Genomic DNA, 21,012 nt, shown 5'->3' with positions numbered 1-21,012 from the left:
AGAATGTCGTCGTGCACCAGTCTAACACCGGGGTGGCGTGGCTCGCGGGGCGCTGCCGGGCGGTCGCGGGCTTGCCGGGCGGTCGCGGGCTTGCCAGGCGGCGTGGGAGGGCAGAGGATGCCGGTCTCACTCCCTGGCGACGAGGCCAAGATGATCCGCGAGATTCTCAGGATGGGCGACGAGCGCCTGCTGCGCATCGCCCCGCCAGTGCCCGAGTCGATGATCGGTAGCGCCGAGCTGCAGCAACTGATCGACGACATGTTCGAGACGATGCATCACGTTGGTGGCGTTGGCCTGGCCGCGCCGCAGATCGGCGTGGACCTGCAGTTGGTGATCTTCGGTTTCGAGCGCAGCGAGCGCTATCCGGATGCACCGGCGGTACCACCGACCATCCTGCTCAACCCGCTGATCACGCCTATCGGCGACGAGCTGGAGGAGGGCTGGGAAGGCTGCCTCTCGGTCCCCGGCCTGCGTGGTGCGGTGGACCGTTACCGGGCTATCCGCTACCAGGGCGTCGATCCCCAGGGCCAGCCCATCGACCGTACGGTGGAGGGCTTCCATGCGCGGGTGGTGCAGCACGAATGCGACCACCTGATCGGCCGGCTGTATCCGTCGCGCATCACCGATTTCAGCAAGTTCGGCTTTACCGAGGTGCTATTCCCCGGGCTCGATCCGAATTCGGATGACTGACAGCAGCTTGAACTGTTCTCCGTAGGAGCGAACTTACTCCTACAGCAGGTGATGGTTCTGCGCGCGTTTGCAGGAGCGGGCTTTTCCAGAGCCGAGGGCGGCGCCGCCCTCAACTTTCCTCGTCGAGCTGGTAACGGGTCGGCACCAGGCTCTCCTTGATCTTGCGCAGGTGTGGCTGGAAATCCACGCCACGGCGCAGGGTCACGCCGGTGGCGAGCACGTCGAGCACGGTGAGCTGGATGATCCTTGAGGTCATCGGCATATAGATGTCGGTGTCCTCGGGCAGCGGGATGTCCAGGCTCAAGGTGCTGGCGCGGGCCAGCGGCGAGTCCGCGGCGGTCAGGCCGAGCACCGAGGCGCCGTTCTGTCGCGCCAGGTGGGCCACGTCCACCAGCTCGCGGGTGCGCCCGGTGTAGGAAATCACCACGAACAGGTCGCCGGTGTGTGCTACCGAGGCGATCATCCGCTGCATCAGCACATCGCTCTGCGCTGACACCGCCAGGTTGAAGCGAAAGAACTTGTGCTGCGCGTCGAGGGCCACCGAGCTGGACGCGCCAAGGCCGAAGAAGTGGATCTGTCGGGCCTGGATCAACAGGTCCACGGCGCGGTCGATCACCTTCGGGTCGAGCAGCTTGTGGGCACTGTCCAGCGAGGCGATGGTGTTGCTGAATATCTTGCGCGTGTAGGCCTCGGGGCCGTCGTCGGCCGCCACGGCCTGGGTCACGAAGGCTGCGCCGCTAGCGAGGCTTTGTGCCAGCTGGATCTTCAGCTCCGGGTAGCCACTCATGCCGAAGGAGCGGCAGAAGCGATTCACCGTCGGCTCGCTGACACTCGATGCCTGGGCCAGCGCGGCGATGCTGAAGCGCGTGGCCTGCTGCGGGTCGTGCAGGATCACCTGGGCGACCTTGCGCTCGGCCTTGTTCAGCTCTTCCAGACGGCTCTGGATCTGCTCCAGCAGGTTTTTCATCCGTGCTCCTTGGGGCAATCGACGGTTGACCGGGTAGGTGCGGCCAGCGGCGCTATCCTAACGTCAGGCTGGCAAGCGACCAACAACGGCGCGAGATGGCAGAAATATGTTGTTTAATTACTACATATTTGTCTTAATGCCGGCGTAGAAGGCTAACTATCGTTCAAAATTTGGTTGGTAACAACAAATGCCTGAAGTCCGCGTTCTGCCCTGCACCCTTGCGCTGTTCGGCGCCCTGGGTGATCTCGCCCTGCGTAAACTGCTGCCGGCGCTCTACCAGCTCGACCGCGAAGACCTGCTGCACCGCGATACCCGCATTCTCGCCCTGGCCCGCGATGACGGCGCCACGGAAGCGCCATTGGCAACCATTGAACGCCGTCTGCGCCAGTATGTCCCGGCGAAAGAGTGGGATGAACAGGTCTGGGCCCGCTTCCAGGCGCGCCTGCATCACCTGAGCATGGACTTCCTCGATGCCGGCTCCTACCAGGCGCTGGCCGAGCTGGTGGGCGACGAGAAGACCCTGGTTGCCTACTTCGCCACCGCCGCCTCGGTGTTCGGCGGCATCTGCGAGAACCTTGCCGCTGCCGGCCTTGCCGAACGCACCCGGGTGGTGCTGGAGAAGCCCATCGGCCACGACCTGGAATCGTCCCGTGCGGTGAATGACGCCGTGGCACGTTTCTTCCCGGAAAACCGCATCTACCGGATCGACCACTACCTGGGCAAGGAGACGGTGCAGAACCTCATCGCGCTGCGCTTCGCCAACAGCCTGTTCGAGACCCAGTGGAACCAGAACCACATCTCCCACGTGGAGATCACCGTGGCCGAGAAGGTCGGTATCGAGGGTCGGTGGGGCTACTTCGACAAGGCCGGCCAGCTGCGCGACATGGTGCAGAACCACCTGCTGCAACTGCTCTGCCTGATCGCCATGGACCCGCCGGCCAACCTCACCGCCGACAGCATCCGCGACGAGAAGGTGAAGGTGTTGCGCGCGCTGGAGCCCATCGCTCCCGAGCAACTGGCGACCCGCGTGGTGCGCGGCCAGTACACCGCCGGCTACATCGACGGCAAGCCCGTACCGGGCTACCTCGCCGAGGAAAATGCCAACCCCAACAGCGACGCCGAGACCTTCGTCGCCCTGCGCGTGGATATCCGCAACTGGCGCTGGTCCGGCGTGCCGTTCTACCTGCGCACCGGCAAGCGCATGCCGCAGAAGCACTCGCAGATCGTCATCCACTTCAAGGAACCGCCGCACTACATCTTCGCCCCGGAGCAGCGCTCGCTGATCAGCAACCGGCTGATCATCCGCCTGCAACCGGACGAGGGCATTTCCCTGCAGGTGATGACCAAGGACCAGGGCCTGGGCAAGGGCATGCAACTGCGCACCGGCCCGCTGCAACTGAATTTCTCCGAAACCTTCCAGACCGCCCGTACGCCGGATGCCTATGAGCGACTGTTGCTGGAAGTCACTCAGGGCAATCAGAACCTGTTTGTCCGCAAGGACGAGATCGAGGCCGCCTGGACATGGTGCGATGGCCTGATCGACGGCTGGGGCCGACTGGGCGAGGAGCCCAAGCCTTACCCGGCTGGAAGCTGGGGACCGCAGGCCTCGGTTGCCCTGATCGCTCGCGACGGGAGGGACTGGTATGGCGATCTTTGAACCGACACTGAAAGAAGGCATGGCCTGGAAGACCTGGAACAATGCCGCCGAGCAGGCCCGCGGCCTCGCCGAAGCGGTAGCCGACGCGCTGCGCGAGGCGCTGATCGAACGTGGCCGCGCATTGCTGGTGGTGTCCGGCGGGCGCAGTCCGGTGGCTTTCCTCGAGGCCCTGAGCGGCGCGGTGCTGGACTGGTCGAAAGTGGCCGTCAGCCTCGCCGACGAGCGCTGGGTGCCCGAGTCGCACCCTGACAGCAATGCAGGCCTGCTGCGCCGCCATCTGCTCAAGGGGGCGGCAGGCAAGGCGCAGTTCATCGGCCTGTATCAGCCGGCGAGCAGCCTTGAGGAGGCGGCCGACAAGACCGATCGCTTCCTCCACGAGCTGACGCTGCCGATCGATGTGCTGGTGCTGGGCATGGGTGACGACGGCCACACGGCTTCGCTGTTCCCAGGCAGCACCAACCTGGTCGAGGCGCTCGACCCGGCCGGCACACGCCGATGCCTGCCGATGTGGGCGCCGACCGTGCCGCACCAGCGCCTGACCCTCACCCGAGCCGTGTTGCAGGGCGCGCGGGTGCAGATCCTGGCCATCCAGGGCGAGTCCAAGCTGGCCACGCTGAGTCAGGCGCTCAGCGATAACGACGACCAGCGCATGCCGGTCAATGCGTTCCTGCGTTCACCTCTTTCGATCCACTGGTGCCCCTGAAGCACGGAGTTACCGCTATGCCTGAACAACACATCCAGCAGATCGATGCCCTGGCGCAGCGTGCGCGCATCCTGCCGGTGATCACCATCGACCGCGAGGCAGACATCCTGCCCATGGCGGATGCTCTGGCAGCCGGCGGCATTACCGTTCTGGAAGTGACCTTGCGGACGGCGCTGGGTCTCACCGCGATCCGCCAGTTGAGCGAGCAACGCCCGGAGCTGATCGTTGGCGCCGGCACCGTGCTCGACCCGGAAACTTTCGCCCAGGCGGAAGAGGCGGGGGCGAAGTTCATCGTCACGCCCGGCTGCACCGAGGAGTTGCTGCAGTACGCGGTGACTCGCCCGGTGCCGTTGCTGCCGGGGGTGGCCACCGCTTCGGAAATCATGGCGGCATACCGTCATGGCCTGCGTCGTTTCAAGCTGTTCCCGGCGAAGGTCGCCGGCGGCGTGGAGGCGCTCAAGGCTTTCGGCGGGCCGTTCCCGGACATCCGTTTCTGCCCCACTGGCGGCGTCGGCCCGGACAACCTGAATGACTATTACCGCCTGGCCAACGTGATGTGCGTGGGCGGCAGCTGGATGCTGCCCAAGGCCGCCGTCGACAGCGGCGACTGGGCTACGGTCGAACGCCTGAGTCGCGAGGCGCTGGCGTTACTGGACACACACTGAGCTGTCCTGAATTTGGACGTGCCCGGCCTTGTGCCGGGCTTTTTTATGGGTGCTTCTGCGGTTGAACAGGTTTGCCGTGCGGGTTCGCGAGCAAGCTCGCTCCTACAGAAAAACGAGCCCGGTGCAGGACTGCTCCCTGCAGGAGCGAGCTTGCTCGCGAACAAACCCCGACGCGGGGCTGTTCGCGAAAGGATCGCGCGTGACCCTCGGGCTTCAATCCACCCCTACGAACCCGCCCGTCTGGTGCCGCCACAGCCGCGCGTAGAGTCCGCCATGGGCAAGCAACTCGGCATGGCTGCCGCTCTCGACCACGCGGCCGTGCTCCAGCACTACCAGCCGGTCCATGCGCGCGATAGTGGAAAGCCGGTGGGCGATGGCGATTACCGTCTTGCCCTGCATGAGGGTCTCCAGGCTTTCCTGGATCGCCGCTTCCACCTCGGAGTCCAGCGCCGAGGTGGCCTCGTCGAGGATCAGGATCGGCGCGTCCTTGAGTAGCACGCGGGTGATCGCGATGCGCTGGCGTTGGCCGCCGGAGAGCTTCACGCCGCGCTCGCCGACGTGGGCGTCAAGGCCGAAGCGACCCTCGGCGTCGCTCAGTTGCGGAATGAACTCCGAGGCGCGCGCTTTCTGGATGGCGTCCTGCAAATCCGCCTCGCTGGCGTCCGGGCGACCATAGAGCAGGTTGTCGCGGATCGAACGGTGCAGCAGCGAAGTGTCCTGGGTGACCATGCCGATCTGCGCGCGCAGGCTTTCCTGGGTCACGTGGGCGATGTCCTGGCCGTCGATCAGGATGCGCCCGCCCTCGAGGTCGTACAGGCGCAGCAGCAGGTTCACCAGGGTGGATTTGCCGGCGCCGGACGGCCCGACCAGGCCGATCTTCTCGCCGGGGCGTACGGTCAGGTCCAGCCCACTGATCAGCCCGCCGCCCTTGCCGTAGCTGAAATCCACCTGGTCGAAGCGCACTTCGCCATGGCTCACCACCAACGGCTTGGCGCCGGGCTGGTCGTTCACCTGGCGGGGCAGGGCGATGGTCTGCATGCCGTCCTGCACCTGGCCGACGTTCTCGAAGATGCCGCCGACCACCCACATGATCCAGCCGGACATGTTGTTGATGCGGATGACCAGGCCAGTGGCCAGGGCGATGGCGCCGACCGAGATCAGCGACTGGGTCCACAGCCACAGGGCAAGGCCGGTGGTACCGGCGATCAGCAGGCCGTTGAAGACGGTGATGGTGACGTCCATGGAGGTCACCACGCGTCCGGCCTGCTGGGCCTTGCGGGTCTGGTCGTCGATGGCTTCGCGGGCGTAGTCCTCTTCCTGGCGCGTGTGGGCGAACAGCTTGAGGGTGGTGATGTTGGTGTAGCCGTCGACGATCCGGCCCATCAGTTTGGAGCGCGAGTCCGAGGCGACCACCGAGCGATGCTTCACCTGGGGAATGAAGTAGCCCAGCGCGCCGACGTAGCCGACGACCCACAGCAGCAGCGGGATCATCAGGCGCCAATCGGCCTCGGCAAACAGCACCAGAGCGCTGACGGTGTAGATCACCACGTGCCAGATGGCATCCACCACCTGCACGGCGGAGTCGCGCAGGGAGTTGCCGGTCTGCATGATGCGCTGGGCGATGCGCCCGGCGAAGTCGTTCTGGAAGAAGCCCAGGCTCTGCTTGAGCACGTAGCGATGGTTCTGCCAGCGGATCAGGTTGGTCATGCTGGGATTGATGCTCTGGTGCACCAGCATGTCGTGCAGGCCGTTGAACACCGGGCGCAGGATGAGCGCGACGACGGCCATCCAGATCAGCTCGCGGCCGTGCAGGGTGAAGAAGTCCGCGGGCGCGGTGCCTTGCGCGAGGTCGACGATGCGCCCCAGGTAGCTGAACAGCGCGACTTCGATCAGGGCGACGATCAGGCCGACGAAGAGCAGGGCGAGGAATACCGGCCAGACCTGGCGCAGGTAATAGACGTAGAAGCGGATGACATCGGACGGCGGCATGCGCTCGGGGACGTCGCGGAAGGGATCGATCAGACGCTCGAAACGACGGTAAAGCATGATAGGTCTCGGGTTGTCGGCGGGGCCGTCCTGGCCCCGCCTTGAATGGCCTCCGTCAGCCGTGATTGCGCAGAATCACAGACGCTTGGCGGAGAGGATGACCACCGGGGTGGTCGGTACGTCCTGGAACATGCCGCGGTTGCCGGTCTTCACTCCGGCGATCTGGTCGACCACGCCCATGCCGCGTACGACCTTGCCAAATACGGCGTAGCCGAAGTCACGGGCGCCGTGGTTGAGGAAGTCGTTGCCGGTCAGGTTGATGAAGAACTGGCTGGTGGCGGAGTTCACGTCGCTGGTGCGTGCCATGGCCAGGGTGCCGCGCTCGTTGAGCAGGCCGTTGTCGGCCTCGTTCTTGATCGGCGCCTGGGTGTCCTTCTCCTTCATGGCCTCGGTGAAACCGCCGCCCTGGATCATGAAGTTGGGGATGACGCGGTGGAAGATGGTTCCGTTGTAGAAACCGCTGTCGACGTAGGACAGGTAGTTCTTCACAGAAATCGGCGCTTTATCGGCGTACAGCTCGATTTCTATTTCGCCAGAGGTGGTGGACAGCAGCACATGCGGGTTCTTGCTGTCGGCGGCGAACACCGAGCCGGCCAGGACCAGGGAGCAGGCAGCGAGCAGGAAGCGTTTGAACAGGGTCATTTGGTGGATGTTTCCTGAGGTTCTAGGGATGGTCGACCTGCTCGATGAAGTCGAGCAGGGTGGTGTTGAAGCGTTCGGGCTGGTCCAGCGGCGTCGCGTGGCGCGAATCCTCGATTACCACCAGGCGTGCGTTGGGCATCTGCCCGACATAGGCCTGCTTGAGAGAAACCGGGGTGTAGTCGCGGTCGGCGCTGATCACCAGGGTTGGACAGGTTATGCGCGCCAGGCGTTCCTGCACACCCCAGCCGATGATGGCATGCAGGCTGGACAGATAGGCGCGCTTGTCGTTCTGCGGCCAGCGCTGCTGGATCTTGCGGCGCAGATCGCCCTGTTCTGGCTTGGGGAAGAGCATCTTGCCCAGTGCCTTGCCCACGGTATCCAGGCCCAGCACATGGGCGAGGAATAGCCGACGCGCCACTTCGAGGTACTCGCGAGGGCTGCGTGGCTTTACCTCTGGCGCGCTGTTGACGATGGTCAGGCTGTTCAGCCGCTCCGGCCAGCGGGTGGCGAGTTCGAAGCCAATCATGCCGCCCATGCTGATGCCCACCAGGTGCACGCGGCCCAGGCTCAAGTGGTCGAGCAGGGCAATCACGTCCTCGGCGAAGGCGCCGATGCTGTAGCGCTGGCGCGGCTTGTCAGACTGGCCATGGCCGCGTACATCGAGGGCAATTACCCGGTGGTGCTTTTCCAGTTCCGGCACCTGGAACTCCCAGTCGCGGGTGCTGGAGCCGAGCCCGTGCACCAGCAGGACCGGCGTTCCAAAACCGCTTTCCTCATAGTGCAGACGGTGGCCGGCGTGGTCGAAGAACGGCATGACGGGCTCCTTTTCCGTGCGGCCTGTGTATTCAGACCGGGCTTTCGGGGGCGGCGAAATGGGCGTCGAGTGGCACGTTGGCGAAGGTGGTCAGCAGCTCCACGAGGATCTGCGTGGCCGGGCCCAGGGGCTTTTCCTTGTTCGGGTAAAGATAGAAGCGGCTCTCGCGCACGCCGCCCTGTTTCATCGGCAGTGGCTTGACCTGGCCGTCGCGCAGCTCGCGCTCGATCATGTGCCGCGGCAGCCAGGCGAAGCCCAGGCCGTTGCTGACAAAGGTGGCGGCGGTGGCCAGGCTGCCCACCGTCCAGCGTTGCTCGGCACCGAGCCAGCCGACGTCGCGCGGCTGCAGGCGACCGGAATCGCGGATCACCACCTGCATCTGGGTTTCCAGGTCCTGGTGGGTGACTTCGCGTTGCAGGCGGTGCAGCGGGTGATCGGGATGGGCGACGGCGACGAAGTCGACGATGGAGAGGTCGGCGCCCAGGTGGCCGGGGATGTTCAGGCCGCTGATGGCGAGGTCGGCGTGACCTTGCACCAGCGCTTCTTCCACGCCGGACAACACTTCCTCGCGTAACAGCACGCGGCAGCCGCGGCTCTGCGGCATAAAGGCGGAGAGGGCGCGCACCAGGCGCACGGTGGGGTAGGCGGCGTCGACCACCAGGCGTACTTCTGGCTCCCAGCCCTGCTCCATGTGATGGGCGAGCTCTTCCAGCTGGCCTGCTGATTTCACCAACTGCCGCGAGCGACGCAGCAGCACTTCACCGGCCTCGGTGAGCACGGCCTTGCGCCCGTCGATGCGCAACAACGGTACGCCGAGCTGCTCCTGCATGCGCGCCACGGTATAGCTGATCGACGACTGCGAACGATGCAGGGCTTCCGCCGCCTGGGCGAAGCCGCCGTGATCGACCACGGCCTGCAGGGTTCTCCACTGATCCAGGGTAACGCGGGGCGCTTTCATCCTCGCTTCCTCTTGTCTAATCTGGCGGTCCGCAGAAGACCAACAAGAGACCGCCATGAAAAAATTCTGTTGTGCCGTTCTGGCACTGTTGCCGCTGACCGCCCTGGCCTATCCCATCGAAGTGGAGAAATCCCTCAAGGGCACCCAGGTGGACTATGACACCCAGGACATAGGCGACCAGATGGGTGCCATCATGCTGCGCAACAATGGTCAGGAACAGGCGACCTGCACCGCAGTCTTCGTCAATGGCCCGGAAACTCCGCATGTCCGCAAGGCTTCCATCGCGCCGGGCAAGGAAGCCAACCTGACTTCCAGCTTCAGTCGCGCGGTAATCAAGCTGCGCATCAAGCTCACCTGCGTGCCGGGTTGAGTATTCTGCCGGACAAGACTAGAAGCAGTTTTGTGAGAAATCAATTTATTCGATAATTAGAAGCGATTATTTGCGCTTTTTTATCGATTTGTTCATCTCTAGGATGGCCTCCATCGACACATTCAATGACCGATGGAGGTCCAGTCCATGTCCCGCGTTCTTGTCATCGAAAGCAGTGCCCGCCAGGAAGGTTCCGTTTCCCGCCAGCTGACCCGCGATTTCATCACGCAGTGGCAGGCTGCGCACCCGGCCGACGAGATCCAGGTTCGCGACCTGGCCATTGAACAGGTGCCGCACCTGGATGCCCACCTGCTGGGTGGCTGGATGAAGCCGGCCCAGGAGCACAGCGAGATCGAGCGCATCGCGCTGGAGCGCTCCAACCAACTGACGGCCGAACTGCAAGCCGCCGATGTGCTGGTGCTGGCCGCGCCGATGTACAACTTCGCCATCCCCAGCACGCTGAAGTCCTGGCTCGACCATGTGCTGCGCGCTGGCGTTACCTTCAAATACACCGAGACCGGCCCGCAGGGCCTGCTCACCGGCAAGCGCGCCTTCGTCCTGACCAGCCGTGGCGGCGTGTACGCCGGCGGCGCGCTGGATCACCAGGAACCCTACCTGCGCCAGGCGCTGGGCTTCGTCGGTATCCATGACGTGACCTTCATCCACGCCGAAGGCCTGAACATGGGCGGTGAATTCGCCGAGAAAGGCCTGGCCAAGGCCAAGGCGCAGCTCGCCGCCATCGCCTGACCCGCTTTCCGCTTGCGCGTCCTCCCGCTCCTGGACGCGACCGTGGCCGATTCCCTGCCTGGGAGTCGGCCATTTTTTATTCGCCGGCTACTTGACCGACAGAAAACACATCCTTTCCGTTCGGGCTGTTCAAAGCATGATCAGCATGCTAAAAGAACCTAGAGCTGATCTAGCCGCTTGAAAAAGAAGGGAAAACCATGACCAAGTCGGAGTTGATCGAGAGAATCGTCACCCATCAGGGGCAGCTTTCCGCAAAGGATGTGGAGCTGGCGATCAAGACCATGCTTGAGCAAATGTCCCAGGCTCTGGCGACGGGGGATCGTATCGAAATCCGGGGGTTCGGCAGCTTCTCTCTGCACTACCGCGCACCGCGCGTGGGGCGTAATCCGAAAACCGGCGAGTCCGTGCGCCTGGACGGCAAGTTCGTCCCGCACTTCAAGCCCGGCAAGGAGCTGCGCGACCGCGTCAACGAACCCGAGTGACCCCGGGGTATCCGTCTTCAAGAAGGAGTGTCCATGCTTCGGGCAAAACGTTTCCTGCTGATTCTGGCGTTGGTCGTCCTGGCCGCCATCGTTGTGGTTTTCGTCCTGGAGAACCTGCAGTCCGCGCAGCTGACCTTCCTTGGCTGGCAGTCGCCGCAGTGGCCGCTGGTGGTCTTCATCTCCCTCGCCTTCATCGTTGGTGGCGTGATCGGCCTGCTGCTGAGCATCCCCTTCCGGGCGAAGGCGCATGCCCGCATGAGCGGCCTTCGCTCCGAAGTCACTCGTTTCCGCAAGGAGAATGACGCGCTGCGTGAAAAGTCGCTGACGGACCATGCCTAGCGTCATCGCCACGCTGTTCTTCTTCTGCGCCCTGGCCATCGGCTGGTGGATGGGGCGTCGTTCTCTTTCCCGGCCCCGGGAAGCCTCCGAAACCCATCTGCGGAGCCGTGTCCACAGCATGCACAACCTGCTGGAGCGACACTCCGACGATGCACTGGAAAGCCTGTCCCAGGGCTTGGTCGTCAGTCCGGAGACTCTCGAAAGCCACCTGCACGTCGGCAACCTGTTTCGCCGTCGTGGCGATATCGAGAAAGCCATCCACATTCACCAGGAACTGCTGGGCCGTGCCGGCGAGGATGGTTCGCTGGTCGCACAGGTGCGCCTGGAGCTGGCGCGCGATTTCATCGCTGGCGGCCTGTTGGGTAGCGCCGAGGAGCTGCTGGACGAGCTGACGCAGCAGCGCGATGAACCCATCTCCCTCGAAGCGCTGGATGAACAACGGCTGATCTGCGAGCGCGAGAAGAACTGGTCGCGCGCCATCGAGTTGGCCTCTCGCCTGGTCGCAAGTCGCCCCGAGCTGAGCGCGGCGTTGGCCAACTACTACTGCGAACTCGCCCAGGAGAAGGGCAGGACCGGCGATCGCAGTGCCATGCAGGAGCTGCTGCGTGAGGCTCGCCGTGTGGACAAGCGCTGCGTCCGCGCTCTGCTGATGCGGCTGGACTGCGAGTTGTGGCGCAAGGATCAGGTCGCTGCCGTGGCTACCGTCGGTGAGTTGGCGAGCGATGCCAAAGCCTTCCTCGGCGAGATCGTGCCGCTATTGCGTCGCCATGATGGCCTTGCCCGGCCCGAGTTGCTCGCCTGCCTGCGGGGGCTGGCCACCGGCGAGGAAGTGCCGCCGGCAATCCTCGCGCTACTGGCGCAAAGCGAGCAGCCGGTGGGGGCGTCCGGCTGGCGCGAGAGCCTGCTGGAGCGGGTGGAGCGTCATCCTTCCTGGCAAGGAGTCGGCGAGTACCTTGAAGTAGTCGGAAACGATGGCGAAAAAGACTCGGCAGCCGGAAAAATCGCTCCAATAATCATCGGTTTGTATAAGACAATGCCGCGCTATCGATGCGGCAAGTGTGGTTTCGCCGGCCGCGAACTGCACTGGCAATGCCCCAGCTGTCACGCTTGGAATGCGCTGCGACCGGTCATTTCGCCGCTCTGACGCGTTCGCTCAAACATGGAAGACGCCGCTGGCGTCAGGTTCTGCAGGTGCTGGATTGAAGGTTCTACTCACGGGCGCGACCGGTTTTGTCGGCCGAGGCGTGCTGGCTCGCTTGTGCCAGGAAGATGATGTGCAGGTTCGCGCCGCCCAGCGGAGCGCCAGCGTGCAACTCCCGGAAGATGTCGAGGTGGCGCTCATCGATGGGTTGAGTGTGGCGCAATCCTGGACGCAGGCCCTGCAAGGGATCGATGCAGTGATTCATTGCGCTGCCCGGGTTCACGTCATGGACGAGCGGGCTGCCGATCCGCTCGCCGAGTTTCGCGCAGTGAACGTCGAGGCGACCCGGCATCTGGCGCAGCAGGCCGCGGCGGCTGGCGTGAGGCGTTTTGTCTTTGTCAGTTCGATCAAGGTCAATGGCGAGGAAACGGCGCCAGGTCGGCCGTTCACGGCCGATGCCGAGCCGCAACCGCAGGACCCTTACGGGCAATCCAAGCTCGAGGCCGAGCAGGCCTTGTTCGAGGTTGCCCGGCAGACAGGGCTGGAGGTCGTGGTGGTGCGCCCGCCACTGGTCTACGGCCCAGGGGTCAAGGCCAACTTCGCCAGCCTGATGCGCGCCTTGCAGCGCCGTCTGCCGTTACCCTTCGGCGCTATCGACAATCGCCGCAGCCTGGTGGCCCGGGATAATCTGGTCGACCTGTTGGTGCTGTGCGCGCGCCATCCTGCGGCGGCAGGGCAGATGTTCCTGGTCAGTGATGGGGAGGACCTGTCTACGGCCCGGCTGTGTCGCAGCCTGAGCAGGGCCATGGGCGTACACCCTCGTCTGCTGCCGGTTCCGGCGGGGTTGCTGCGCCTGCTGGGGCTGCTGACCGGGCGAGGCCAACAGGTTCAGCGCCTGCTGGGATCCCTGCAGGTGGATATTTCCGCAACTCGCAGCCGGCTGGGCTGGGCTCCTCCCGTCAGTGTCGAACAGGCCCTGCTGGAAACGGTGCAGGAGCGCGGTCAGGAGCAAGGACGATGAGTGCGGCATTGCTGCTTCTGGCTGTGTTCATTGCGTCCTGGGCCATGACGGCGGGGGTTCGTCGCTACGCGCTGGTGCGCAGCATCATGGATATTCCGAACGCCCGCAGTTCGCACCGGATTCCCACGCCGCGTGGTGGCGGTGTTGCAATTGTGCTGGGCTTTCTCGGCGGCCTGCCCTTGGCTGCCGTGCTCGGGATGATCGGCGGGGCCAGCCTGGTGGCTCTTCTGCCGGCCGGCGCCCTGGTTGCGGCCATTGGCTTCCTCGATGATCACCGCCATATTCCGGCACGCTGGCGGCTGCTAGGGCATTTTGTCGCTGCGCTGTGGCTGCTCTGCTGGCTGGGTGGCGTGCCTGTGTTGCCGCTCCCCTGGGGCGCGCTGGACCTGGGCCTGGCAGGCGACCTACTGGGACTGGTGTTCCTGGTGTGGCTGCTCAACCTGTACAACTTCATGGACGGCATCGACGGTATTGCCGGCCTGGAGGCCATCAGCGTCTGTTTGGGCGGAGCCCTCTGCGGCTGGGCCTTCGGGGCTGCGGAGCTGGTCTGGCTGCCGTTGCTGCTGGGCTTGGCGGCGGCGGGTTTCCTGGTCTGGAATTTCCCTCCCGCGCGAATTTTCATGGGCGATGCCGGCAGTGGTTTCCTCGGGTTGATCCTCGGCGGTCTGGCGCTGCAGGCCTCCTCGGTGGCCCCACCGCTGATCTGGAGCTGGTTGATTCTCCTGGGTGTTTTCATCGTTGACGCGACGTTCACCCTGATTCATCGGCTGATGCGCGGCGAACGCGTCTACGAAGCGCATCGCAGCCATGCCTACCAGCGCGCTTCGCGGCGCTACGGCAGCCACCTGCGAGTATCGCTGGCGGTAACCGCGATCAACGTATTCTGGCTCCTGCCGCTGGCATTGCTGGTCGCGCTGGGGCATGTTTCAGGCTTGCTGGCGCTGATTGTGGCCTATGCTCCTTTGGTGCTTGTCGTAGCTCATCTGGGTGCAGGTCGTCCGGATGAACAGGATGTGAGCTGAACTCCGCCGGATTGGGTGGTCAATGTAGCGGGTGGAAAATTTCCTCTGCTCGGGAAAAGGACAAGCGCTGATGCTTCGAGAACGCCTGCTGAGGCTTCCGAGACGAAACAAACGGTTACTGCAGGTCACCACCGATATTTGCCTGGTGTGGTTTTCGCTGTGGCTCGCGTTCATCGTGCGACTGGGTACGGATGATCTGGAGTACCCGTTCCGCGTGCACGGCTGGTTGTTCTTCGCCGCCCCCGCAGTGGCAATTCCGCTGTTCATCCGCTTCGGCATGTACCGCGCGGTCATGCGCTATCTCGGCAACGACGCGCTGATCGCGATCTGGAAGGCGGTGACCATCTCGGCACTGCTGTTGTCGCTGGTGGTTTACTGGAACCGCTCGGTAATCGAGGCGGTTCCACGTTCGCTGGTCCTGAACTACTGGTGGCTGAGTCTGCTGATGATCGGCGGATTGCGCCTGGCCATGCGCCAGTATTTCATGGGGGACTGGTACAGCACCGTGCAGGCCGTTCCGTTCCTCAAGCAACAGGATGGCTTGCCGAAGGTTGCCGTCTATGGTGCGGGCTCTGCCGGCAACCAACTGGTGGCCGCCTTGCGCCTCGGTCGCGCGATGCGCCCGGTAGCTTTCATCGATGACGATGACGAGATCGCCAACCGTGTCATTGCCGGCCTGCGCGTCTACAAGCCCAAGCATATCCAGCAGATGATCGACGAAACCGGCGTGCAGGAAGTGCTGCTGGCGGTTCCCTCTGCGACGCGCGCCCGCCGCCGCGAAATTCTCGGCTTGCTCGAGCCCTACCCGGTCCATGTGCGAAGCGTGCCGGGATTCATCGAACTGGCCAACGGCCGGGTGCGGGTGGATGACATCCAGGAAGTGGATATCGCCGACCTGCTCGGGCGTGACCCGGTCGAGCCGCGCAAGGAGTTGTTCGAACACTGTATCCGTGGCGAAGTGGTGATGGTCACTGGCGCGGGCGGCTCTATCGGCTCCGAACTTTGCCGACAGATCCTGGGTTCGTCGCCTACCGTGCTGGTGCTGTTCGAACACAGCGAATACAACCTCTATCGGGTGCACCAGGAGCTGGAGAGCCGCGTCAAGCGCGAGTCCCTCGCGGTGCAGCTGGTGCCGATCCTCGGCTCCGTGCGCAGTGCTGAGCGTCTGCTCGATGTCATGCGCACCTGGAAGGTCGCAACGGTCTATCACGCCGCGGCCTACAAGCATGTGCCCATCGTTGAGCACAATATTTCCGAAGGCGTGCTGAACAATGTGATAGGCACCTTGCATACCGCCCAGGTGGCGGTGCAGGCCGGTGTCGAGCACTTCGTGCTGATTTCCACCGACAAGGCAGTGCGCCCGACCAATGTGATGGGCAGCACCAAGCGCCTGGCGGAGATGATTCTGCAGGCCTTGAGCCAGGAATCCGCACCGGTGCTGTTCGGCGACAAGTCCGGCGTGCACCAGGTCAACAAGACCCGGTTCACCATGGTTCGCTTCGGTAATGTGCTGGGGTCCTCCGGTTCGGTCATTCCGCTGTTCCGCGAGCAGATCAAGCGCGGGGGGCCGGTTACCGTGACCCATCCCGGCATCACCCGCTACTTCATGACCATCCCGGAAGCGGCCCAACTGGTGATCCAGGCGGGCTCCATGGGGCGTGGTGGTGACGTCTTCGTGCTGGACATGGGGCAGCCGGTGAAGATTCTCGAGCTGGCCGAGCGGATGATCCACCTGTCCGGCCTGAGCGTCCGTTCCGAGCGCAATCCGCACGGTGACATTTCCATCGAGTTCAGCGGCTTGCGGCCCGGCGAAAAGCTCTACGAGGAGCTGTTGATCGGCGACAACGTCAGCGCCACCGAACACCCGATGATCATGAAGGCCAACGAGGAGCTGATGCACTGGGAGGGCTTCAAGCTCGTCCTGGCTGATCTGCTCAAGGCGGTAGACCAGGGCAATTACGCACGTGTGCGGCAGTTGCTGCGGGAAACCGTCAGCGGCTATTGCCCCGAGGGCGAGATCGTCGACCTGATCCATCAGCAGCGGCGGATGGAACCCTGAGTCGGGGTACTACCTAGCAGACAGCGCCGCTGCTGCGTCTGCGAGTCATGTCAGTCCTTTCTTGGTGAGCTGTCGGCGGCGCCGGAATCTGCCGCCGACTCTCTAAACCGGCGTTTTCATCAGTGTTCCTGGCGATATGTTTTCCAGGCGGCGCAATCGCGCCTGCCTTGAAACCTGTTGCATCAAGGAACGATCCATGAAGAAGAGTCTGCTTTCCGTTGCGCGTCTGATTCTGTTGGCGGGCCTCTCGTTCGGTGGCGCCGCTCTGGCGGCCACCAATGGGGCCCCGGCCGTTAAACCTCCAGCCGAAACCACTGCTTCAGCCGAGAAGGCACCTGTTGCCCAGGTGGCGGCCGTGAATATCAACAGCGCATCGGCTGAAGAGTTGCAGCATTCCCTGAAAGGTATTGGCAAGGTGAAAGCCCAGGCCATCGTTGACTACCGTACAACCAACGGGCCGTTCACCACGGTCGATCAATTGCTGGAAGTGAAGGGCATCGGCAAGGGGACGCTGGACAAGAATCGCGACAAGATTTCGCTCTGAGCATTGCCAGGTGGAATGAAAAGGCCGGTCGTCGACCGGCTTTTTCAATGGGGGCTCTTTCGAATCCAAAGAAAAAGCCCCCGGCGTGTGCCAAGGGCTTTGAATTTTGGCTCCGCAACCTGGACTCGACGGCGTCAGCCGAACGCGCTTCAGCGCGGCCCCGAAGGGGGAATTACCTGGGGCGCAGTCCCTGGCGAGAGTCCAGAGGCCCAATAAAAAAGCCCCCGGCGTGTGCCGAGGGCTTTGAATTTGGCTCCGCGACCTGGACTCGACGGCGTCAGCCGAACGCGCTTCAGCGCGGCCCCGAAGGGGGAATCACCTGGGACGTAGTCCCTGGAGAGAGTCCAGCGCCCAATAAAAAAGCCCCCGGCGTGTGCCGAGGGCTTCGAATTTGGCTCCGCGATCTGGACTCGACGGCGTCAGCCGAACGCGCTTAAGCGCGGCCCCGAAGGGGGAATCACCTGGGACGTAGTCCCTGGAGAGAGTCCAGCGCCCAATAAAAAAGCCCCCGGCGTGCGCCGAGGGCTTCGAATTTGGCTCCGCGACCTGGACTCGAACCAGGGACCCAATGATTAACAGTCATTTGCTCTACCGACTGAGCTATCGCGGAACAACGGTGCGTATCTTACTGATTAAGAAGGGGAAGTCAACAATCAGGCGATGACTTCCCCTTAATTTTTTACAGCACCTGGACGATGGCGCGGGTGACGGTGTCCAGGTTGCCGTTGTTCAGCGCGGCCACGCAGATGCGGCCGGTGCCGACGGCGTAGATGCCGAATTCGTTCTTCAGGCGTTCAACCTGCTCGGCGGTGAGGCCGGAGTAGGAGAACATGCCGCGCTGCTGGGCAACGAAGCCGAAGTCGCGCTTGGCACCCTGGGCTGCCAGTTGGGCGACCATGGCTTCGCGCATGGCACGAATGCGGGTACGCATCTCGCCCAGTTCTTCTTCCCATACCGCACGCAGTTCCGGGCTGTTCAGCACGGAAGCGACGACGCTGGCGCCGTGGGTCGGCGGGTTGGAGTAGTTGGTGCGGATCACGCGCTTGACCTGAGACAGGACGCGGGCGGACTCCTCGCGGCTGTCGGTCACGACCGACAGGGCGCCAACGCGCTCGCCGTACAGCGAGAACGATTTGGAGAAGGAGCTGGAGACGAAGAAGTTCAGGCCGGACTGGGCGAACAGGCGCACAGCGGAGGCGTCTTCGTCGATGCCGTCACCGAAGCCCTGATAGGCGATGTCGAGGAACGGCACATGGCCCTTGGCCTTGAGCACGTCCAGCACCTGCTTCCAGTCGTCCATGGTCAGGTCGACGCCGGTCGGGTTGTGGCAGCAGGCGTGCAGAACGACAATGGACTGCGAGGGCAGGGCATTGAGGTCTTCCAGCAGGCCGGCACGGTTCACGCCGTGGGTGGCTGCGTCGTAGTAACGGTAGTTCTGCACCGGGAAGCCGGCGGCTTCGAACAGGGCGCGGTGGTTTTCCCAGCTTGGGTCGCTGATGGCGACGGTGGCGTTGGGCAGCAGGCGCTTGAGGAAGTCGGCGCCGGTTTTCAGCGCGCCGGTGCCGCCTACGGCCTGGGTGGTGACCACGCGGCCTTCGGCCAGCAGCTCGGAATCAGCGCCGAACAGCAGCTTCTGCACGCCCGAATCGTAGGCGGCGATGCCTTCGATCGGCAGGTAGCCGCGCGGAGCGTGGGCTTCGATGCGGGCCTTCTCCGCGGCCTGGACGGCGCGCAGCAACGGGAGGCGACCTTCCTCGTTGTAATACACGCCAACGCCCAGGTTGATCTTGCCCGGACGGGTATCGGCGTTGAAAGCTTCGTTCAGGCCCAGGATCGGGTCGCGGGGGGCCATTTCGACAGCGGAGAACAGACTCATTTTGGCAGCAGCTCTAAGGCGGGAGTGAAGTGCAATTGCAACCCACCCGCTCACGGCGCTGGGGGTTGCGTCGACGGGCCGGTATTATATAGGCCTCTATGGCAGGCGGCGAGTTGTCGCGCATGCTTTTCGACTGGTATGACGCTTTGGCGACCGAAGCGTCACACGTCAAAGCGAGGTTCCCATGTCGTTATTCCAGCTGGATTCGCGCTTCAAGCCCGCTGGCGATCAGCCAGAAGCCATCCGACAGATGGTTGAGGGGCTGGAAGCGGGCCTGTCGCACCAGACTCTGTTGGGGGTGACCGGCTCCGGCAAGACCTTCAGCATCGCCAACGTCATTTCCCAGGTTCAGCGCCCGACCATGGTCCTGGCGCCGAACAAGACTCTGGCCGCGCAATTGTACGGCGAGTTCAAGACCTTCTTCCCGAACAACGCGGTGGAGTATTTCGTCTCCTACTACGACTATTACCAGCCCGAGGCCTATGTGCCGTCCTCGGACACTTACATCGAGAAGGACTCCTCGATCAACGACCACATCGAGCAGATGCGGCTGTCGGCGACCAAGGCGCTGCTGGAGCGCGATGACGCGATCATCGTCTGCACCGTGTCGTCGATCTACGGCCTGGGCGACCCGGCGTCCTACCTGAAGATGGTCCTGCACCTGGACCGCGGCGACAAGATGGACCAGCGCGAGCTGCTACGCCGCCTGACCAGTCTTCAGTACACCCGCAACGACATGGATTTCGCCCGCGCCACCTTCCGCGTGCGCGGCGACGTGATCGATATCTTCCCGGCGGAATCGGACCTGGAGGCCATCCGCGTCGAGCTGTTCGACGACGAAGTGGAGAACATCGCCGCCTTCGATCCGCTGACCGGTGAGGTGCTGACTAAGCTGCCGCGCTTCACCTTCTATCCCAAGAGCCACTACGTGACCCCGCGGGAAACGCTGCTGGAGGCGGTGGAGCACATCAAGGCCGAGCTGAAGGTGCGCCTGGAATACCTGCGCAACAACAACAAGCTGGTGGAAGCCCAGCGGCTGGAGCAGCGCACCCGCTTCGACCTGGAGATGATCCTCGAACTGGGCTACTGCAACGGCATCGAGAACTACTCGCGCTACCTCTCCGGGCGTGGTCCCGGCGAGCCGCCGCCGACCCTCTACGACTACCTGCCGGCCAACTCGCTGCTGGTGATCGACGAATCCCACGTCAGCGTTCCCCAGGTCGGCGCCATGTACAAGGGCGACCGCTCGCGCAAGGAAACCCTGGTGGAGTACGGCTTCCGCCTGCCCTCAGCGCTGGACAACCGGCCGCTGCGATTCGAGGAGTGGGAGGCGATCAGCCCGCAGACCATCTTCGTTTCGGCGACTCCCGGCCCGTATGAAGAACAGCACGCCGGTCGTGTGATCGAGCAGGTGGTGCGCCCCACCGGCCTGGTCGATCCGGAGGTGGAAATCCGCCCGGCGACCACCCAGGTGGACGACCTGCTCTCGGAGATCGGCAAGCGCGTGGCGCTGGATCAGCGCGTACTGGTCACCACCCTGACCAAGCGCATGGCCGAGGACCTGACCGACTACCTGGGCGACCACGACGTGCGCGTGCGCTACCTGCACTCGGACATCGACACCGTGGAGCGGGTGGAAATCATCCGCGACCTGCGCCTGGGCAAGTTCGACGTACTGGTGGGCATCAACCTGCTGCGTGAGGGCCTGGACATGCCGGAAGTGGCGCTGGTGGCTATCCTCGATGCGGACAAGGAGGGCTTCCTGCGTTCCGAGCGCTCGCTGATCCAGACCATCGGCCGCGCCGCGCGGAACCTGCACGGCAAGGCGATCCTCTACGCCGACAACATCACCGGTTCGATGCAGCGGGCGATCAACGAGACCGAGCGCCGCCGCACCAAGCAGGTGGCCTTCAACGAAGCGAACGGCATCGTGCCCAAGGGCGTCACCAAGGATATCAAGGACATCCTCGAGGGTGCCGTGGTGCCGGGCGCCAAGGGCAAGCGCCGCAGCCTGGCGAAAGTGGCGGAGGAGAGCGGCCGCTACGACAACGAGCCGCGCACGCCGGACGAGATCGGCAAGCGCATCAAGCAGCTGGAAGAGCGCATGTACCAGTTGGCCCGCGACCTGGAGTTCGAGGCCGCGGCCGGCGTGCGCGACGAGATCGGCAAGTTGCGCGACCGCATCGTGTCGATGGGCTGATCGACTCTTTGTAGGAGCGAGCTTGCTCGCGAATTGCCTGATGCCGGTGTGGCCGGCTGATTGAGCGTT

Annotated in this window: 20 protein-coding genes and 1 tRNA gene; 14 read left to right on the top strand and 7 right to left on the bottom strand. The window is 63.9% G+C overall.

Going from position 1 to position 21,012, the window contains the following annotated elements:
* Positions 1-150 precede the first annotated feature (150 nt).
* Positions 151-690, top strand: a complete 540-nt coding sequence (def, locus tag RS899_RS17310; protein WP_315810450.1) for a peptide deformylase — start codon at positions 151-153, stop codon at positions 688-690.
* Between the two features lie 109 nt (positions 691-799).
* Here the strand turns inward: def and RS899_RS17305 are convergent, their stop codons facing one another.
* On the bottom strand, positions 800-1,657 hold the full coding sequence (locus RS899_RS17305; RefSeq protein WP_233299512.1) for a MurR/RpiR family transcriptional regulator: 858 nt from the start codon (positions 1,655-1,657) through the stop codon (positions 800-802).
* A 187-nt stretch (positions 1,658-1,844) separates the two neighbouring features.
* Between RS899_RS17305 and zwf the strand changes: the two genes are divergently transcribed.
* The 3 genes from zwf to RS899_RS17290 are packed head-to-tail and all read left to right on the top strand — an operon-like array spanning position 1,845 to position 4,682.
* The gene (gene zwf / locus RS899_RS17300; RefSeq protein ID WP_024765964.1) at positions 1,845-3,314 is read left to right on the top strand and encodes a glucose-6-phosphate dehydrogenase; all 1,470 of its coding nucleotides are present in this window, start codon (positions 1,845-1,847) and stop codon (positions 3,312-3,314) included.
* Complete coding sequence (pgl, locus tag RS899_RS17295; RefSeq protein WP_315807672.1) at positions 3,301-4,017, top strand: 6-phosphogluconolactonase; 717 nt, start codon at positions 3,301-3,303, stop codon at positions 4,015-4,017. Before zwf ends, pgl begins: the two co-directional genes overlap by 14 nt.
* Positions 4,018-4,034: 17 nt before the next feature.
* The gene (locus tag RS899_RS17290; protein WP_054907319.1) at positions 4,035-4,682 is read left to right on the top strand and encodes a bifunctional 4-hydroxy-2-oxoglutarate aldolase/2-dehydro-3-deoxy-phosphogluconate aldolase; all 648 of its coding nucleotides are present in this window, start codon (positions 4,035-4,037) and stop codon (positions 4,680-4,682) included.
* A 213-nt stretch (positions 4,683-4,895) separates the two neighbouring features.
* Here RS899_RS17290 and RS899_RS17285 read toward each other — a convergent pair whose 3' ends face one another.
* From RS899_RS17285 to RS899_RS17270, 4 genes are all read right to left on the bottom strand, one after another.
* Positions 4,896-6,728, bottom strand: coding sequence for an ABC transporter ATP-binding protein (locus RS899_RS17285; RefSeq protein ID WP_315807671.1), 1,833 nt, complete (start codon positions 6,726-6,728; stop codon positions 4,896-4,898).
* A 75-nt stretch (positions 6,729-6,803) separates the two neighbouring features.
* Positions 6,804-7,364: a peptidylprolyl isomerase gene (locus tag RS899_RS17280; protein WP_024765968.1), complete on the bottom strand. Its 561-nt coding sequence runs from the start codon at positions 7,362-7,364 to the stop codon at positions 6,804-6,806.
* A 28-nt stretch (positions 7,365-7,392) separates the two neighbouring features.
* Complete coding sequence (locus tag RS899_RS17275; protein ID WP_054907321.1) at positions 7,393-8,184, bottom strand: alpha/beta fold hydrolase; 792 nt, start codon at positions 8,182-8,184, stop codon at positions 7,393-7,395.
* A 31-nt stretch (positions 8,185-8,215) separates the two neighbouring features.
* Entirely contained in the window at positions 8,216-9,142 is a 927-nt protein-coding gene (locus RS899_RS17270; protein WP_024765970.1) for a LysR family transcriptional regulator, read from the bottom strand.
* 55 nt (positions 9,143-9,197) lie between these two features.
* Between RS899_RS17270 and RS899_RS17265 the strand changes: the two genes are divergently transcribed.
* The 9 genes from RS899_RS17265 (at position 9,198) to RS899_RS17225 (ending at position 16,867) form a co-directional block, all read left to right on the top strand.
* A complete protein-coding gene (locus RS899_RS17265) occupies positions 9,198-9,512 on the top strand; it encodes a hypothetical protein (RefSeq protein WP_054907323.1) in 315 nt (104 codons plus the stop codon).
* 147 nt (positions 9,513-9,659) lie between these two features.
* Positions 9,660-10,259 carry an FMN-dependent NADH-azoreductase gene (locus RS899_RS17260; RefSeq protein WP_315807670.1) on the top strand — a complete coding sequence of 200 codons (600 nt, stop codon included), beginning with the start codon at positions 9,660-9,662 and terminating at the stop codon, positions 10,257-10,259.
* Between the two features lie 197 nt (positions 10,260-10,456).
* Positions 10,457-10,741, top strand: a complete 285-nt coding sequence (gene ihfB / locus RS899_RS17255) for an integration host factor subunit beta (RefSeq protein ID WP_003091441.1) — start codon at positions 10,457-10,459, stop codon at positions 10,739-10,741.
* A 33-nt stretch (positions 10,742-10,774) separates the two neighbouring features.
* Positions 10,775-11,080 carry a lipopolysaccharide assembly protein LapA domain-containing protein gene (locus RS899_RS17250; protein ID WP_024765972.1) on the top strand — a complete coding sequence of 102 codons (306 nt, stop codon included), beginning with the start codon at positions 10,775-10,777 and terminating at the stop codon, positions 11,078-11,080.
* On the top strand, positions 11,073-12,224 hold the full coding sequence (locus RS899_RS17245; RefSeq protein ID WP_315807669.1) for a tetratricopeptide repeat protein: 1,152 nt from the start codon (positions 11,073-11,075) through the stop codon (positions 12,222-12,224). Before RS899_RS17250 ends, RS899_RS17245 begins: the two co-directional genes overlap by 8 nt.
* 55 nt (positions 12,225-12,279) lie before the next feature.
* The gene (locus RS899_RS17240; RefSeq protein WP_315807668.1) at positions 12,280-13,242 is read left to right on the top strand and encodes an SDR family oxidoreductase; all 963 of its coding nucleotides are present in this window, start codon (positions 12,280-12,282) and stop codon (positions 13,240-13,242) included.
* Complete coding sequence (locus tag RS899_RS17235) at positions 13,239-14,264, top strand: glycosyltransferase family 4 protein (protein WP_315807667.1); 1,026 nt, start codon at positions 13,239-13,241, stop codon at positions 14,262-14,264. Before RS899_RS17240 ends, RS899_RS17235 begins: the two co-directional genes overlap by 4 nt.
* A gap of 70 nt (positions 14,265-14,334) precedes the next feature.
* Complete coding sequence (locus RS899_RS17230) at positions 14,335-16,323, top strand: polysaccharide biosynthesis protein (protein WP_054907329.1); 1,989 nt, start codon at positions 14,335-14,337, stop codon at positions 16,321-16,323.
* Positions 16,324-16,519: 196 nt separating this feature from the next.
* Positions 16,520-16,867 (top strand): ComEA family DNA-binding protein, encoded by a 348-nt coding sequence (locus RS899_RS17225; protein ID WP_054907330.1) that lies wholly within the window; start codon positions 16,520-16,522, stop codon positions 16,865-16,867.
* Positions 16,868-17,401: 534 nt separating this feature from the next.
* On the opposite strand, the gene RS899_RS17220 is transcribed toward RS899_RS17225, so the two are convergent.
* Together RS899_RS17220 and RS899_RS17215 are read right to left on the bottom strand one after the other, a co-directional pair.
* Positions 17,402-17,477: transfer RNA gene (locus RS899_RS17220), tRNA-Asn, on the bottom strand.
* A 69-nt stretch (positions 17,478-17,546) separates the two neighbouring features.
* Positions 17,547-18,743, bottom strand: a complete 1,197-nt coding sequence (locus RS899_RS17215; RefSeq protein WP_054907331.1) for an amino acid aminotransferase — start codon at positions 18,741-18,743, stop codon at positions 17,547-17,549.
* Positions 18,744-18,927: 184 nt separating this feature from the next.
* Here RS899_RS17215 and uvrB point away from each other — a divergent pair, with 184 nt between their 5' ends.
* Positions 18,928-20,943, top strand: coding sequence for an excinuclease ABC subunit UvrB (gene uvrB, locus RS899_RS17210; protein WP_315807666.1), 2,016 nt, complete (start codon positions 18,928-18,930; stop codon positions 20,941-20,943).
* Positions 20,944-21,012: the final 69 nt, after the last annotated feature.

Origin of the sequence: Pseudomonas sp. C9-3 (assembly GCF_032392015.1) — a bacterium.
Lineage (GTDB): Bacteria > Pseudomonadota > Gammaproteobacteria > Pseudomonadales > Pseudomonadaceae > Pseudomonas > Pseudomonas nitroreducens.
Note: the sequence above shows the minus strand (reverse complement) of the source record. Positions and strands in the feature narration are given on the sequence as shown.

Excerpts from the sequence above, each read along its gene's own strand:
- RS899_RS17275 (WP_054907321.1), bottom strand. The coding sequence starts at position 8,184 with ATGCCGTTCTTCGACCACGCCGGCCACCGTCTGCACTATGAGGAAAGC.
- RS899_RS17225 (WP_054907330.1), top strand. The coding sequence starts at position 16,520 with ATGAAGAAGAGTCTGCTTTCCGTTGCGCGTCTGATTCTGTTGGCGGGC.
- RS899_RS17260 (WP_315807670.1), top strand. The coding sequence starts at position 9,660 with ATGTCCCGCGTTCTTGTCATCGAAAGCAGTGCCCGCCAGGAAGGTTCC.
- RS899_RS17290 (WP_054907319.1), top strand. The coding sequence starts at position 4,035 with ATGCCTGAACAACACATCCAGCAGATCGATGCCCTGGCGCAGCGTGCG.
- zwf (WP_024765964.1), top strand. The coding sequence starts at position 1,845 with ATGCCTGAAGTCCGCGTTCTGCCCTGCACCCTTGCGCTGTTCGGCGCC.
- RS899_RS17230 (WP_054907329.1), top strand. The coding sequence starts at position 14,335 with ATGCTTCGAGAACGCCTGCTGAGGCTTCCGAGACGAAACAAACGGTTA.
- RS899_RS17245 (WP_315807669.1), top strand. The coding sequence starts at position 11,073 with ATGCCTAGCGTCATCGCCACGCTGTTCTTCTTCTGCGCCCTGGCCATC.
- RS899_RS17215 (WP_054907331.1), bottom strand. The coding sequence starts at position 18,743 with ATGAGTCTGTTCTCCGCTGTCGAAATGGCCCCCCGCGACCCGATCCTG.
- RS899_RS17250 (WP_024765972.1), top strand. The coding sequence starts at position 10,775 with ATGCTTCGGGCAAAACGTTTCCTGCTGATTCTGGCGTTGGTCGTCCTG.
- RS899_RS17285 (WP_315807671.1), bottom strand. The coding sequence starts at position 6,728 with ATGCTTTACCGTCGTTTCGAGCGTCTGATCGATCCCTTCCGCGACGTC.
- RS899_RS17265 (WP_054907323.1), top strand. The coding sequence starts at position 9,198 with ATGAAAAAATTCTGTTGTGCCGTTCTGGCACTGTTGCCGCTGACCGCC.
- def (WP_315810450.1), top strand. The coding sequence starts at position 151 with ATGATCCGCGAGATTCTCAGGATGGGCGACGAGCGCCTGCTGCGCATC.
- ihfB (WP_003091441.1), top strand. The coding sequence starts at position 10,457 with ATGACCAAGTCGGAGTTGATCGAGAGAATCGTCACCCATCAGGGGCAG.
- RS899_RS17235 (WP_315807667.1), top strand. The coding sequence starts at position 13,239 with ATGAGTGCGGCATTGCTGCTTCTGGCTGTGTTCATTGCGTCCTGGGCC.
- RS899_RS17270 (WP_024765970.1), bottom strand. The coding sequence starts at position 9,142 with ATGAAAGCGCCCCGCGTTACCCTGGATCAGTGGAGAACCCTGCAGGCC.
- RS899_RS17305 (WP_233299512.1), bottom strand. The coding sequence starts at position 1,657 with ATGAAAAACCTGCTGGAGCAGATCCAGAGCCGTCTGGAAGAGCTGAAC.
- pgl (WP_315807672.1), top strand. The coding sequence starts at position 3,301 with ATGGCGATCTTTGAACCGACACTGAAAGAAGGCATGGCCTGGAAGACC.
- uvrB (WP_315807666.1), top strand. The coding sequence starts at position 18,928 with ATGTCGTTATTCCAGCTGGATTCGCGCTTCAAGCCCGCTGGCGATCAG.